Genomic DNA, 14,048 nt, shown 5'->3' on the forward strand with positions numbered 1-14,048 from the left:
CGCAGAGCGTGGGAACGATTGTTGCTGGTGAGGTCGGTGCACTACTGCGCCGGTCGCGAACGCAACTGCTGCGCCGCCGCCTGCGCCAAATCCGGCGGCAGGAAGTCCCTGTCCGGGTTGTAGTCAGGCTTGAGATAGCGTGACAGATCCTGCAGATCCGCCGGGCTCAACGTGCCGGCGGCCTGCTTGAGACGCAGGTTGTCGAGGATGTAGTCGTAGCGGGCATTGTTGTAGTTGCGCACCGAGGTGTACAGCTGACGCTGGGCATCGAGCACATCGACGATGTTGCGGGTGCCGACCTGATAGCCGATCTCCGTGGCTTCCACCGCGCTCTGGTTGGAGATGATCGACTGGCGCCGGGCCTGGACCTGTTCCACGTCGGTGTTCACCGCGCGGTGCAGGTTGCGGGTGTTTTCCACCACCTGCCGACGCAGGCCTTCGCGTTGTTGTTCGGTCTGGGTGAGCTGCGAGTAGGACTCGCGCACCTGGGAGCTGGTCAGCCCGCCACTGAAAATCGGAATATTCAGTTGCAAGGCCAGCGTGCGCTGATCGACGTCGCCACTGTAGGCGCGGCCAAATGCGTTCGGGTTGCTGAAGCCCAGGGCGTCGTTGTCGCCTTTTTCGTACTTCGCCACGGCATCCAGCGTCGGCGCATGCCCGGCCTTGCGCTGGCGCAAGGTGTCTTCGGCGGCGGTAACAGCGTAGTTGCTGGCCAGCAGGTTAAGGTTCTGTTTGGCGGCGGTGTCGACCCAGGCCTTGGCATCGTTGGGTGTCGGCGGCAGGATCGGCAGGGTATGGACGATGCCCTGGAGCGAGTTGTACTGGCGGTTGGTCAGGGTGATCAACGCTTCGAAGGCATCGTCGACCTGGCGCTGGGCGAGAATCCGGTTGGCGCGAGCGGTGTCGTAGCTGGCCTGGGATTGCAGCACATCGGTCTTGTCCGACAGGCCCACGTCGAAGCGTTCGTTGGACTGGTCGAGCTGACGCTTGAACGCGGCTTCCTCGGCTTTGGTCGAGGCCAGGTTGTCCTGGCTGCGCAGCACATTGAAATAGCTCTCGGCGCTTTGCAGGATCATGTTCTGTTCGGTGGCCGATAGCTGCAGCGACGCTTGTTCGTTCACCGACTTGGCGGCCTGGAACTGGAACCAGCGGTCGGCACGAAACAGCGGCTGGGAGAGCGTGGCCTGGTAGGAGCGAGCGCTACGGGTTGCAACAGCGGCGGGCTGGTCAATATCGGTGCGCACGTTGGCGACTTCGGCACCCCCGGAAAGGTTCGGCAGCAACCCGGCACGCGCCTGGGGCACCACTTCCTTCTGGGCGCCGTACTGGGCACGGGCCGCGGCCAGATCGGCGTTGTTGTCCACCGCTTCCTGGTACACGCTCACCAGATCGGTTTTGGTGGTCAAGGGCGCTTCGGCAGCCCAGGCCATTCCATTGGACGCACAAGACACGGCGAGGGCCAGTGAGAGTTTGCGCAGCATGAGGCGTTCCCTACTTCTCAAATGATTGCGCACAAGAGGCGCGGCGTAGCGAGTGTAGTTGCGCCCGCGCACGGCAACAATCCTGTATATGCGCCATTCATCACGCCTTTTGCCCTGGCGATGGCGTTCTGGCGTGGTTGTGTCTAGACTGGCCGGGTTCTTGTCGGGGTGCCTTGCTATGAGGCTGAGATCGAATAATTTCGGATCCCGTTGAACCTGATCAGGTTAGCGCCTGCGTAGGGAACAAGATTTCTCGTCACCCGGCGAGTCCTCTTGTGCTTCGTCCGGGATGTTGTTCGACCATCGATTTTCGATTTTCGAGCATGCTCGAGCAGCAAGCACAGCGTCCGCACTGTCGTGCAGGGATGCGTCCATTCGTTACAGGTTCGCTCCGACAAAAATCCACTGCCTGGATGTGTGTCTGGAGAGCCCGTGATGACGACAAAAGCAAAAAACGCGACCAACCTCAGTGATTCGGCCAAGGTCGATGAGCAATCGGTCCAGCCCTTTACCCGCTCGCAAAAAATCTATGTCCAGGGCAGCCGCCCGGATATCCGCGTGCCCATGCGCGAAATCAGCCTCGACGTGACCCCCACCGACTTCGGCGGCGAAATCAACGCGCCGGTGGTGGTGTACGACACTTCGGGCCCTTACACCGACCCGAATGTGATCATTGACGTGCGCAAGGGGCTGGCCGACGTGCGCTCTTCGTGGATCGAAGCCCGTGGCGACACCGAGCGCCTGGCCGGCCTGAGCTCCAACTTCGGCCAGGAACGCCTGGCCGACCCCGAGCTGACCAAACTGCGTTTCGCCCACGTGAACAACCCGCGTCGTGCCAAACCGGGCGCCAACGTCAGCCAGATGCACTACGCGCGCAAAGGCATCATCACCGCCGAGATGGAATACGTCGCCATCCGCGAAAACATGAAGCTGGAAGTGGCCCGCGCCGCCGGCCTGCTGGAGCAGCAACACGCCGGCCACAGCTTCGGCGCCAGCGTGCCGAAAGTCATCACCCCGGAATTCGTGCGTGATGAAATCGCCCGTGGTCGTGCGATCATCCCGGCCAACATCAACCACACCGAACTGGAACCGATGATCATCGGCCGTAACTTCCTGGTGAAGATCAACGGCAACATCGGCAACAGTGCGCTGGGTTCGTCCATCGAAGAAGAAGTGGCGAAACTGACCTGGGGCATTCGCTGGGGTTCGGACACGGTCATGGACCTGTCCACCGGCAAGCACATCCATGAAACCCGCGAGTGGATCATCCGCAACTCGCCGGTACCGATCGGCACCGTGCCGATCTACCAGGCTTTGGAAAAAGTCGGCGGCGTGGCCGAAGACCTGACCTGGGAGCTGTTCCGCGACACATTGATCGAGCAGGCTGAACAGGGCGTGGACTACTTCACCATCCACGCTGGCGTGCTGCTGCGCTACGTGCCGATGACCGCCAAGCGCGTCACCGGTATCGTCAGCCGTGGTGGTTCGATCATGGCCAAGTGGTGCCTGGCGCACCATAAAGAGAACTTCCTCTACACCCACTTCGAAGACATCTGCGAAATCATGAAGGCCTACGACGTCAGCTTCTCGCTGGGCGATGGCCTGCGTCCAGGCTCGATTGCCGATGCCAACGACGAAGCGCAGTTCGGTGAGCTGGAAACCCTCGGCGAGCTGACCAAGATCGCCTGGAAGCACGATGTGCAGTGCATGATCGAAGGCCCGGGCCACGTGCCGATGCAACTGATCAAAGAGAACATGGACAAGCAGCTCGAGTGCTGCGACGAGGCGCCGTTCTACACCCTCGGCCCACTGACCACCGACATCGCCCCGGGCTACGACCACATCACCTCCGGTATCGGTGCGGCGATGATCGGCTGGTTCGGCTGCGCGATGCTCTGCTACGTCACGCCGAAGGAACACCTCGGCTTGCCGAACAAGGATGACGTGAAGACCGGGATCATCACCTACAAGATCGCCGCCCACGCGGCCGATCTGGCCAAAGGTCACCCGGGCGCGCAGATCCGCGACAACGCCTTGAGCAAGGCGCGCTTCGAGTTCCGTTGGGAAGACCAGTTCAACCTCGGCCTCGACCCGGACACCGCTCGCTCGTACCACGACGAAACCCTGCCGAAGGACTCGGCCAAGGTCGCGCATTTCTGCTCGATGTGCGGGCCGAAGTTCTGCTCGATGAAAATCACCCAGGAAGTGCGCGAGTACGCGGCCAATCAGCGCATCGAAGCGGTGGATGTCGATGTCGCCCAGGGCTTGGCGGAACAGGCTGAGCGGTTCAAGAAGGAAGGTAGTCAGCTTTACAAGAAAGTGTGATGTGAGCCGAAGGCGGCGGTGACTTCACCGCCGTCATCGCGAGCAAGCTCGCTCCCACAGTGGATCTCGGTCGTTCACAAATCTTGTGCTCACCGCAAGTCCCCTGTGGGAGCGAGCTTGCTCGCGATAGCGGCCAAAAAAACAACAGATATTCCTCTGAGATAACACTCTTGAACATCCAACCCAGCACCTACTCTCCAGACACCGCCGTCCCCCTGGACAAACGCGTCTTCGGCGCCCGCGATCTGTTTTCCCTGTGGTTTTCCCTCGGCATCGGCCTGATGGTCTTGCAGGTCGGCGCCTTGTTGGCGCCGGGCCTGGGCCTGAGTGGTTCGCTGCTGGCGATTTTCCTCGGCACGCTGGTGGGCGTCCTACTGTTGGCGGCCGTCGGGGTGATCGGCAGCGATACTGGCCTGTCGGCCATGGCCGCCCTCAAGCTCAGCCTCGGCGGCAAGGGCGCGAGCGTGCCGGCGGTGTTGAACTTGCTGCAGTTGATCGGCTGGGGTTCATTCGAAATCATCGTCATGCGTGACGCCGCCAGCCTGCTCGGCGCCCGGGCTTTCAGTGAAGGCAGCCTGGGAGCGAGTCCGCTGTTGTGGACGCTGTTCTTCGGCGCCCTGGCGACCCTGCTTGCGGTGAGCGGGCCGCTGACGTTCGTGCGCAAGGTCCTGCGTAAGTGGGGTATCTGGTTGCTGCTGGCGGCGTGCATCTGGCTGACCTGGAACCTGTTCGCCAAGGCTGACCTGGCCACGTTGTGGGCCGAGGCGGGCGACGGCTCGATGCCACTGGCGGTGGGTTTCGATATCGCGATTGCCATGCCGTTGTCCTGGCTGCCGCTGATTGCCGACTATTCACGCTTCGGCAAGCGCGCCAAAAATGTATTTGGCGGCACCGCGCTGGGGTTCTTTATCGGTAACGTCTGGTTGATGAGCCTGGGCGTTGCCTACACCCTGGCGTTCGCGCCAAGCGGTGAGGTCAATGCGCTGCTGCTGGCCCTGGCTGGCGCCGGGTTGGGGATTCCGCTGCTGCTGATTCTGCTGGACGAGTCGGAAAATGCCTTCGCCGACATTCACTCGGCAGCGGTCTCCAGCGGCATGTTGTCGGGGCTGAAGGTCGAACACCTGGCCTTGGCGATTGGCGTCATCTGCACGTTGATCGCCTGCTTCGCACCGTTGGCGCAGTACCAGAACTTCCTGTTGCTGATCGGTTCGGTGTTCGCGCCGCTGTTCGGCGTGGTGCTGGTGGACCACTTCATCCTGCGCAAACGCAGCAGCCAGGTGTTGTCAGCCGCGTTGCGCTGGCCGGCACTGTTGGCCTGGCTGGGTGGGGTGAGCACTTATCATCTACTGGCCAATTTTTACCCGGACATCGGCGCAACCCTGCCGTCGTTGATCCTGGCAGGGTTGCTGCAACTGTTGCTGGGCCGGGCCTTCAGCTACGGCCGGGAAACAGCTCGGGCCTGAGAATGCCATTGAGGCGCGGGTAAGCGATCTTCAGTTCGATATGGCCCAGGGCATACGGTGCAATGGTGCTCACTTCGTACTTGAGGATCACCCCGCCGTAGGTCAGCGCCACGTTCGGGGTTTTCTGGAACGCCCACTGCTTCATGAAGTCGGGTTCCTGATCCAGCTTGGTGCTGATCAGCCAGCTGTTGTGGGCGACCTGGGCGGCTTTCCAGAATGCCTCTTCCTGGCCCGGCAGCAGCATGTCCGACAAGCTCAGCACCTTGTGTTGCGGGCGCGAATAGTTGATGAAACCGCGCCCCGGCGTACCGTGGGCACCGCCGGTGTCCAGGTAGCTGGACAGCTCGATGATCACCAAGCCGTCATGCTGCTCACGTACCTTGGCTTGCAAATAGCTGCTGTTACGCGGGGCGGCGCTGCGCAAAAACTGCTCGCGATAGGCGGCCAGCGTCGGTGCCACGGGGGCGTCGGGGGTGGTGCGGGTCAGTTCCAGCAAGCGTTTTTCAATAATGCCGTCCAGGGCCGGTTCGGCGGGGAAGTGCAAGGTATCGATGTTCACCAATGGGCAATCGGCGCTGGCGCAACCGGGCTGCAGTTGTTCAGAGGCGTCGCGGGTGGTTTCCAGCGGGGCGCGGTAGTTGGGTTGGAACAGACTTTGGCAAGCGCCCAGGGTCAGGGCAATGGCGGCCACGGAGGCAGTTTTGAAAAGCGACATGGGCGTCCTTCATGGAACAGGGGAAAGGCGAAAAGTTACCCGCTTCGACTGTCAGCAGGACAATCAGTTCGCCACTAAGCTCATTAGAGTTCTTTCACCTTCTGCCGTCCATCTCGATGAATGGAAAGGGGCTGCATCAAAGGGTATGGGCGCGTTAGGATGGCGCGAAGCCGAGGTTGGAACCTCGTATTGATTCACTGCACACGAGGATTGTCATGACCGACTTCGCCAACGCCGCACCGAGCACCGTGGATATCGTCAAGCGCGAGAGCTGCTTCCAGGGTTTCTACAAACTCGACCGTGTGCACTTGCGTCACGAACTGTTTGCCGGCGGCATGAGCCGTGAAATCAGCCGCGAGCTGTTCGTGCGGCACGACGCGGTGTGCGTGCTGCCCTACGACCCGCAGCGCGATGAAGTGGTGTTGATCGAGCAGTTTCGCGTCGGCGCCATGGACAAGGCTGCCAACCCGTGGCTGGTGGAATTGGTGGCCGGCCTGATCGACAAGGACGAGCAACCGGAAGAAGTTGCTCATCGCGAAGCGCAGGAGGAAGCTGGGCTGATCTTCGCTGCGCTCTGGCCGATGACCAAGTATTTTCCGTCGCCGGGCGGCAGTGATGAATTCGTCCATTTGTACTTGGGGCGTTGCGACAGCACGGGGGCGGGCGGACTGCATGGCCTGGAGGAAGAAGCCGAGGATATCCGCGTCAAGGTCTGGTCCTTCGACGATGCCCTGCAAGCTGTGCGCGACGGAAAAATCTGCAATGCACCGAGCATCATCGCCCTGCAATGGCTGGCCTTGAACCGCGAGGAAGTGAGGGGGCTATGGTCCTGAACAAGCTGCGCGATCGCTATCGCGTCGATCTGGTGGGGTTGCAGGCGGCCTGTGAGGCCAACTACGCCCGCCTGATGCGGTTGTTGCCGGACATGCGCAACGATCCGGCGCCACGGCGCATCGCCGTGACCCACGGCGACCAGATGCTTGGCGTGCTGGCCCTCGAGGTGTTGCAAGCCTGCCCGTACACCACCACGTTGCAAGTACGCCAGGAACACAGCCTGCCCTGGTTGCCGGTGCCGCAACTGGAGGTTCAGGTCTATCACGATGCGCGCATGGCCGAAGTCGTGAGCGCTGAACATGCACGACGTTTTCGCGGCATCTATCCTTACCCCAATGCGTCAATGCACCAGCCGGACGAGAAGGCCCAGTTGAATCTGTTTTTGGGTGAGTGGCTGAGTCATTGCCTGGCGCTGGGTCACGAGTTCGAAGTCGTTCGGTAGTTGTTTTTCAAATACTGGACACTGGTTGTGAACCGGTTCCGGTTCGCGGGTTTCCCCTTTCGATCTTCCCCAGCATAATTGCGGCTTCATCCAACGGCGTGAGTACGCCTGGGAGAGAGCGATTTGCCGAGCGTATCCACCTTGACCACTGCCGATACGGCGTTGCTGGTCCAACTGTCCGACAGTCATCTGTTCGCCGAGGCCGAGGGTTCGTTGCTGGGCATGAACACCCGTGACAGCCTGCGGGCGGTCATTGACCTGGTGCTCAAGCAGCAACCCAATATCGATCTGATGCTTGCCACGGGGGATCTGTCCCAGGACGGCACGCTGGAGTCCTATGAGGCGTTTCGGCAACTGACGGCGTGTCTTGATGCGCCGGCGCGGTGGATTCCTGGTAACCATGATGAGCCGCAGGTGATGCTCAAGGCCGCGGTCAAGAGCGTGTTGCTCGATCCTGTGGTGGACATCGGCAATTGGCGCGTGACGATGCTGGACTCCGCCGTGCCGGGGTCGGTGCCGGGTTTTTTGGCTGAGGAACAGTTGATTCTGTTGGCCAATGCCTTGAGCGAGGCGCCGGAGCGGCATCACCTTGTTTGTCTGCATCATCATCCTGTTTCGATTGGGTGTGCGTGGATGGAGCCGATTGGGTTGCGTAATCCTGAGGCGCTGTTTGCGGTGTTGGATCGGTTTCCTCAGGTGCGTGCTGTTCTGTGGGGGCATGTGCATCAGGAGGTTGATCGGGTGCGGGAGGGGGTTCGTTTGTTGGCTTCGCCTTCGACCTGTATTCAGTTTGAGCCGGGGAGTGAGGATTTTGCGGTGGGCTCGCAGGCGCCGGGGTATCGGTGGTTGCGGCTTTGGCCGGATGGGCGGTTGGAGACGGGGGTTGAGCGGGTGGTTGGGTTTGAGTTCACTCCGGATTACGAGTCCAACGGGTATTGAGGGCGAGGCGGCCTTACAGCCGGCCTGTTTCTCACTGCTGTACTCCGATCCAATTGTGGGAGCGAGCTTGCTCGCGATGGCGGCTTGACTGAGTACATATCCATTTCTGCGGTAACGGCCGCTTATGGTTCCGCCCTTACGGCGGGTCACTTTCGAAAAGCGCGAAAGTAACCAAAGCGCTTTTGCCCCACCACTCGGCACCTCGCCTAGGCTCGGTGTGCCCTCACTCCGGCATTGCTCCGTGGGCCCGCCGCGAAGGGCCATCCATGGCCCAGCGCGGCTATCCCGGCATCCATGCCGGGATGCCCACTCCGCAATACCTGCGTTCGGCCATCGTGGTTAACGGGGCGCTGAGATCAACGTCCACCCCACCACGAGGCGGCCTGATAGCCGACCTGGTTCTTGGTGGGACCGCGTTTCTCCTGTGGGAGCGGGCTTGCTCGCGAAGGCGACGGTACATTCAGCATTGATGCAAGCAGACCCACCGCTTTCGCGAGCAAGCCCGCTCCCACAGGGATCGGCGATGGACGCTCATCTTATAAACGACCAAAAACCTGTGTGGGAGCGAGCTTGCTCGCGATGGCGGCCTGACAGCCGACCAGGGTTTGTGGGAATGGTCGGACACCCCTCCGGGCTGCATTAGATTTTTCCGACGAGCTCTGGCGGTTGCCGGGTGGGAAGGGCTGTCGCTAACCTTTTTCCGTCGCTGAAAACTCAGCGGCCGGGTCTGGAAACCCGAAAGTAGGGGGCGTTATTTCAATCCTAATGGAGCGCTCAACATGTCTGAAAGTAACTCTGGGCCAACAAAAAACGATTTCATTTCTCCCGAAGCCAGCCAGATTCCCCCAATGCTTGATGAAGCCGCCAAGCGTGCCATCGACCATTATCTCGACCCCAAGCCCCAACCCAAGAAGAAACAACCCTCAAGCCAATTGTTCTCCGTCGCGGAGAGCGCAGACACCGAAACCCTCCTAGCCAACCTCAGCGAAACCCTGGCCTCCGCCAACGCCATGCTCGGCGACCTGACCTTCGACCTGGAAGGCTCGCGTCGGCATTTCGCCCTGGGAGTCCAGCAGATGATCGAGCTCAGTGAGTTGTTGGCGAATCGGGCGTTGGATATCGTCGATCCGCGCTAACGGCGAGCGGGAGCATTGTGGGGGGAGCACTTATTGCCGACCTGTCTCCGGTGGCAGTACTTCAATCCAACTGTGGGAGCTTGCTCGCGAAGACGGTGGCACATCCAACGCTGATGCAGGCTGATCCAACGCCATCGCGAGCAAGCTCGCTCCCACAGGGGGAACGCGGTCCCACCAAGAACCAGGTCGGCTACTAGGCCGCCTCATGGCGGACGTTGATCTCGGCGCCCCGTTAACCACGATGGCCGCACGCAGGCATTGCGCAGTGGGCAACCCGGTATGGATGCCGGGTTAGCCGCGCTGGGCCATGGATGGCCCTTCGCGGCGGCCCATGGAGCAATGCCGGAGTGCGGGCATGCCGAGCCTAGGCGAGGTGCCGAGTGGTGGGGCAGGAGCGCTTTGGTTACTTTCGCGCTTTTCGAAAGTGACCCGCCGTAAGGGCAGAACCATAAGTCGCCGTTACCGCAGCAATGGATATGTACCCGGTCAACAACATCCCGGCCGGCTGTCAGGCCGCCATCGCGAGCAAGCTTTGCTCCCACAGGCACCGTGATCAACTGATCATCGGCGACAACAAGACGGTCAAATCCCCCAAACCCCCACAAACTCCCTGTAAACTCCGGCCTTTGCCCAACACCCAGGGAGTCGGCAATGTCGGGTTCTATCCTTTATATCCATGGCTTCAACAGCGCCCCAGCATCGACCAAGGCCTGCCAGTTGACCGAGGTGATGGCCCGCCTCGGCCTGAGCGACCAACTGCTGGTGCCAGCCTTGCATCACCACCCCCGCGAAGCCATCGGTCAGCTGGAGCAAGCGATTACACAACTGGGACGGCCGCTGCTGGTCGGCAGCTCGCTCGGCGGCTACTATGCGACTCACTTGGCCGAGCGCCACGGCCTCAAGGCCCTGCTGATCAACCCTGCCGTCAGCCCGCATCGGATGTTTGACGGTTACCTGGGCACGCAGAAGAATTTGTACACCGACGAAACCTGGGAGTTGACCCACGACCACGTCACGGCCCTGGCCGAACTGGAAGTGCCGGCGCCCCAGGATCCGCAGCGGTTTCAGGTATGGTTGCAAACCGGTGACGAAACGCTGGATTATCGCCACGCCCAGCAGTATTACCGCGCCTGTGCCTTGCGCATCCAGGCCGGCGGCGACCACAGTTACCAAGGGTTTGCCCAGCAGTTGCCGGCGCTGTTGAGTTTTGCCGGCATTGGCGCCGATTTGTACCAGGCGATCGACTTCACGTCGCTGTGAGCCCATCGCCCCTTTTTCATTGAACACTGACGACGAGACCCCATGGCCACTCCCAGCGCTAGCTCTTATAACGCAGACGCCATCGAAGTCCTCTCGGGCCTCGACCCGGTGCGCAAGCGCCCCGGCATGTACACCGATACCAGTCGGCCGAACCACCTTGCCCAGGAAGTCATCGACAACAGTGTCGACGAAGCCTTGGCCGGGCATGCGAAGTCGGTGCAGGTCATCCTGCACGCCGACCATTCGCTGGAAGTCAGCGACGACGGTCGCGGCATGCCGGTGGACATTCACCCTGAAGAGGGTGTGTCCGGTGTCGAGCTCATCCTCACCAAGCTCCACGCGGGCGGCAAGTTTTCCAACAAGAACTACCAGTTCTCCGGCGGTCTGCACGGGGTGGGTATTTCTGTGGTCAACGCCTTGTCGACCCAGGTGCGGGTGCGGGTCAAGCGTGACGGCAACGAATACCAGATGACTTTCGCCGATGGCTACAAGGCCACTGAGCTGGAAGTGATCGGGACCGTCGGCAAGCGCAACACCGGCACCAGCGTGTATTTCGCCCCGGACCCGAAGTATTTCGACTCGCCGAAATTCTCCGTCACCCGCCTCAAGCACGTGCTCAAGGCCAAGGCGGTGCTGTGCCCGGGGCTGTTGGTCAGTTTCGAGGACAAGGCCACCGGCGAGAAAGTCGAGTGGCATTACGAAGACGGCCTGCGTTCTTATCTGGTGGACGCGGTCAACGATTTCGAACGCCTGCCCAACGAGCCGTTCTGCGGTAGCCTGGCCGGCAACAAGGAAGCGGTGGACTGGGCGCTGTTGTGGCTGCCCGAAGGTGGCGAAAGCGTCCAGGAAAGCTACGTCAACCTGATTCCCACGGCCCAGGGCGGCACCCACGTCAACGGGTTGCGCCAGGGTTTGCTCGATGCGATGCGCGAGTTCTGCGAGTTCCGCAATCTGCTGCCCCGTGGCGTGAAGCTGGCGCCGGAGGACGTCTGGGAACGGATTGCCTTCGTGTTGTCGATGAAGATGCAGGAACCACAGTTCTCCGGCCAGACCAAGGAGCGCCTGTCGTCCCGTGAAGCGGCGGCGTTTGTTTCCGGTGTGGTCAAGGACGCGTTCAGCCTGTGGCTCAACGCCAACCCGGAAACCGGTTTGGCCCTGGCGGAACTGGCAATCAACAACGCCGGCCGTCGCCTCAAGGCCAGCAAGAAGGTCGAGCGCAAGCGCATCACCCAAGGGCCGGCGTTGCCGGGCAAGCTCGCCGATTGCGCCGGGCAGGACCCGATGCGTTCCGAGCTGTTCCTGGTGGAAGGTGACTCCGCCGGTGGGTCGGCCAAGCAAGCGCGGGACAAAGAGTTCCAGGCAATCCTGCCGCTGCGGGGCAAGATCCTCAACACCTGGGAAGTGGACGGCAGCGAAGTGCTGGCCAGTCAGGAGGTGCATAACATCGCGGTGGCCATCGGTGTCGATCCAGGCGCCGAGGACATGAGCCAGTTGCGCTACGGCAAGATCTGCATCCTCGCCGACGCCGACTCCGACGGCCTGCACATCGCCACGTTGCTCTGCGCGTTGTTCGTCCAGCATTTCCGTCCGCTGGTGGACGCCGGCCACGTCTACGTCGCGATGCCGCCGCTGTACCGGATCGACCTGGGCAAGGAAATCTACTACGCCCTCGACGAAGCCGAGCGCGACGGCATTCTTGACCGTCTGGTGGCCGAGAAGAAGCGCGGCAAGCCGCAGGTCACTCGATTCAAAGGCCTGGGCGAAATGAACCCGCCGCAACTGCGCGAAACCACCATGGATCCGAACACTCGCCGTCTGGTGCAGTTGACCCTGGATGATTTCGAGGCGACGTCGGAGATGATGGATATGCTGCTGGCGAAGAAGCGCGCCGGTGATCGCAAGTCCTGGCTCGAATCCAAAGGGGACCTGGCCGAGGTGCTGGCCTGATGCGCAACGGTTTCGCCCTGGCGTTATTGCTGTGGGCGGGGGTTGTCGTTGCCGAACCTGCACCCGAACTGAAGTTGCTGTCCGAGCACGCCGTCGATGGCATGCGCGGCGGTAATCTGTCCGGGCTGGCCCTGTGCGGCGGCGAAATGTGGACGGTGTCTGATCGTGACGATGATCGGATCTACCGTCTCGCGCCGTCCGAGGCTCCTGTCTGGCAGGCGCAAGTGGTCGATATCGAGGTGCCTGAGGTTCCGGACAGCGGTTTCCCCTGGGGCTTGAAATCCCGAACCTGGGCGGCGTCGTTCCTGCGCGGTGGCGAGCTGGATTTCGAAGGCATCAGTTGCGACAGTGCTGGCAATCGCTATGTGGTCAGCGAGTCCCATGCCGCGGTGTTGCAGGTGCCGCCGTCGGGACCTGCGTCCTGGTTGAAAATCGCCCCGACACTGATCCGTCAGGCCCGTGCCAGTGGCATGTTGTTGCATTTCAATGCCCTGTTCGAAGGCCTGGCGATCAACCCGGCTGGCGATCAATTATGGCTGGCGGCCGAGCGCGAACGTCGCGGCCTGTTGCTGATCAAGCGCCAGCAAACAGTGTGGGACTGCGACGGCAATTGCGTGCTGCTGAGCGAAGCGGGGCTGGAGATGCAGCCTGCGCAGTTCGCCAATGCGAAGGCGGTCTCACGGGATTTCGCCGATCTGTCATTGTTCAACGGCAAGCTGTTTACCCTGGAGCGCAACGCCTTCCAGATCTGCCGGCGTGACCCGCTGACTGCCAAGGTGGAGCGCTGCTGGTCGTTCGCCGCCGAGGCGTTGCAGGATAATCGGCGTTACCCACAGGCCTATGGTTTGGCCGAAGCGCTGGTCGTGGACGCCGAGGGTGCCTGGATCGGCCTGGACAACAACGACGGTGCGCGGGTTGACGGCGAAACTCGGCCGATCATCTGGCGCTTCGCCGCGCCGGACGGTGGCTGGGGCGCTGCGCCATGAGTCAGCCGCCGCCGGGCAAGCGTGCTGGCCGGGTGTTGATGATCTTGGCCTGGTGCGCGGCGCTGTTCCTGGCAACGCGGTTTTTTGCTCAATGGGAGCAGCGCCAGCAAAACCCCAATGCCCAGGTGTATTCGCAAAGAGGCGAAGGGTTTATCGAGGTGAAGTTGGTCGGCAATGTGCAGGGGCATTTCGTCGCCAGCGGTCAGATAAACGGCCAGCCGGTGGATTTCATGCTCGACACGGGCGCCACCGACGTGGCGATTCCGGTGGAGTTGGCCGAGCGCCTCAAGCTGGAAAAAGGTTTTGGCGTGACGTTGAGTACCGCCAACGGTTTGAGCGAGGGCTATCGCACCCGCATCGACCGGCTGCAATTGGGTGACATCGTTTTGCGCGATGTCCGTGCCCTGGTGGCGCCAGGCCTGGGTGGCACGCAAGTGCTGCTGGGCATGAGCGCCCTGAACAAACTTGAATTTACCCAGCGCGACGGCACCATGCTGCTGCGCCAGACAACGAACTGATG

At 61.6% G+C, this 14,048-nt stretch carries 12 protein-coding genes and 1 riboswitch; of the genes, 10 read left to right on the plus strand and 2 right to left on the minus strand.

Annotation, left to right across the window (positions count from 1 at the left end; genetic code table 11):
• Positions 1 to 41 precede the first annotated feature (41 nt).
• Positions 42 to 1,481 carry a TolC family outer membrane protein gene (locus SGN16_RS02570; RefSeq protein WP_335943814.1) on the minus strand — a complete coding sequence of 480 codons (1,440 nt, stop codon included), beginning with the start codon at positions 1,479 to 1,481 and terminating at the stop codon, positions 42 to 44.
• A gap of 154 nt (positions 1,482 to 1,635) precedes the next feature.
• Positions 1,636 to 1,741, plus strand: a riboswitch (TPP riboswitch).
• Positions 1,742 to 1,916: 175 nt separating this feature from the next.
• On the opposite strand from SGN16_RS02570, the gene thiC reads away from it, so the two are divergent.
• Together thiC and cytX are read left to right on the plus strand one after the other, a co-directional pair.
• Complete coding sequence (gene thiC / locus SGN16_RS02575; RefSeq protein ID WP_210642565.1) at positions 1,917 to 3,806, plus strand: phosphomethylpyrimidine synthase ThiC; 1,890 nt, start codon at positions 1,917 to 1,919, stop codon at positions 3,804 to 3,806.
• A gap of 170 nt (positions 3,807 to 3,976) precedes the next feature.
• The gene (gene cytX, locus SGN16_RS02580) at positions 3,977 to 5,269 is read left to right on the plus strand and encodes a putative hydroxymethylpyrimidine transporter CytX (RefSeq protein WP_210642566.1); all 1,293 of its coding nucleotides are present in this window, start codon (positions 3,977 to 3,979) and stop codon (positions 5,267 to 5,269) included.
• On the opposite strand, the gene SGN16_RS02585 is transcribed toward cytX, so the two are convergent.
• Positions 5,238 to 5,984, minus strand: coding sequence for a DUF3298 domain-containing protein (locus SGN16_RS02585; protein ID WP_210642567.1), 747 nt, complete (start codon positions 5,982 to 5,984; stop codon positions 5,238 to 5,240). The two genes, cytX and SGN16_RS02585, sit on opposite strands and share 32 nt — an antisense overlap.
• Before the next feature lie 215 nt (positions 5,985 to 6,199).
• Here SGN16_RS02585 and SGN16_RS02590 point away from each other — a divergent pair, with 215 nt between their 5' ends.
• The 8 genes from SGN16_RS02590 to SGN16_RS02625 all read left to right on the plus strand — a co-directional run bounded on the left by SGN16_RS02590 (position 6,200) and on the right by SGN16_RS02625 (position 14,046).
• Positions 6,200 to 6,817: an NUDIX domain-containing protein gene (locus SGN16_RS02590; RefSeq protein WP_335943815.1), complete on the plus strand. Its 618-nt coding sequence runs from the start codon at positions 6,200 to 6,202 to the stop codon at positions 6,815 to 6,817.
• Positions 6,808 to 7,260: a DUF1249 domain-containing protein gene (locus tag SGN16_RS02595; protein ID WP_014336275.1), complete on the plus strand. Its 453-nt coding sequence runs from the start codon at positions 6,808 to 6,810 to the stop codon at positions 7,258 to 7,260. The genes SGN16_RS02590 and SGN16_RS02595 overlap by 10 nt, the downstream gene beginning before the upstream one ends.
• 123 nt (positions 7,261 to 7,383) lie before the next feature.
• The gene (gene cpdA / locus SGN16_RS02600) at positions 7,384 to 8,199 is read left to right on the plus strand and encodes a 3',5'-cyclic-AMP phosphodiesterase (protein ID WP_335943816.1); all 816 of its coding nucleotides are present in this window, start codon (positions 7,384 to 7,386) and stop codon (positions 8,197 to 8,199) included.
• A gap of 779 nt (positions 8,200 to 8,978) precedes the next feature.
• Positions 8,979 to 9,335 carry a DUF6124 family protein gene (locus tag SGN16_RS02605; RefSeq protein WP_335943817.1) on the plus strand — a complete coding sequence of 119 codons (357 nt, stop codon included), beginning with the start codon at positions 8,979 to 8,981 and terminating at the stop codon, positions 9,333 to 9,335.
• 651 nt (positions 9,336 to 9,986) lie between these two features.
• Positions 9,987 to 10,595, plus strand: coding sequence for a YqiA/YcfP family alpha/beta fold hydrolase (locus tag SGN16_RS02610; protein WP_335943818.1), 609 nt, complete (start codon positions 9,987 to 9,989; stop codon positions 10,593 to 10,595).
• 42 nt (positions 10,596 to 10,637) lie between these two features.
• Positions 10,638 to 12,542 (plus strand): DNA topoisomerase IV subunit B, encoded by a 1,905-nt coding sequence (parE, locus tag SGN16_RS02615; RefSeq protein ID WP_210642571.1) that lies wholly within the window; start codon positions 10,638 to 10,640, stop codon positions 12,540 to 12,542.
• Complete coding sequence (locus SGN16_RS02620) at positions 12,542 to 13,528, plus strand: esterase-like activity of phytase family protein (protein ID WP_335943819.1); 987 nt, start codon at positions 12,542 to 12,544, stop codon at positions 13,526 to 13,528. The genes parE and SGN16_RS02620 overlap by 1 nt, the downstream gene beginning before the upstream one ends.
• Positions 13,525 to 14,046 carry a TIGR02281 family clan AA aspartic protease gene (locus SGN16_RS02625; RefSeq protein ID WP_335943820.1) on the plus strand — a complete coding sequence of 174 codons (522 nt, stop codon included), beginning with the start codon at positions 13,525 to 13,527 and terminating at the stop codon, positions 14,044 to 14,046. Before SGN16_RS02620 ends, SGN16_RS02625 begins: the two co-directional genes overlap by 4 nt.
• Positions 14,047 to 14,048 lie beyond the last annotated feature (2 nt).

The sequence above is a fragment of the Pseudomonas sp. G166 genome (assembly GCF_037027455.2).
GTDB lineage: Bacteria > Pseudomonadota > Gammaproteobacteria > Pseudomonadales > Pseudomonadaceae > Aquipseudomonas.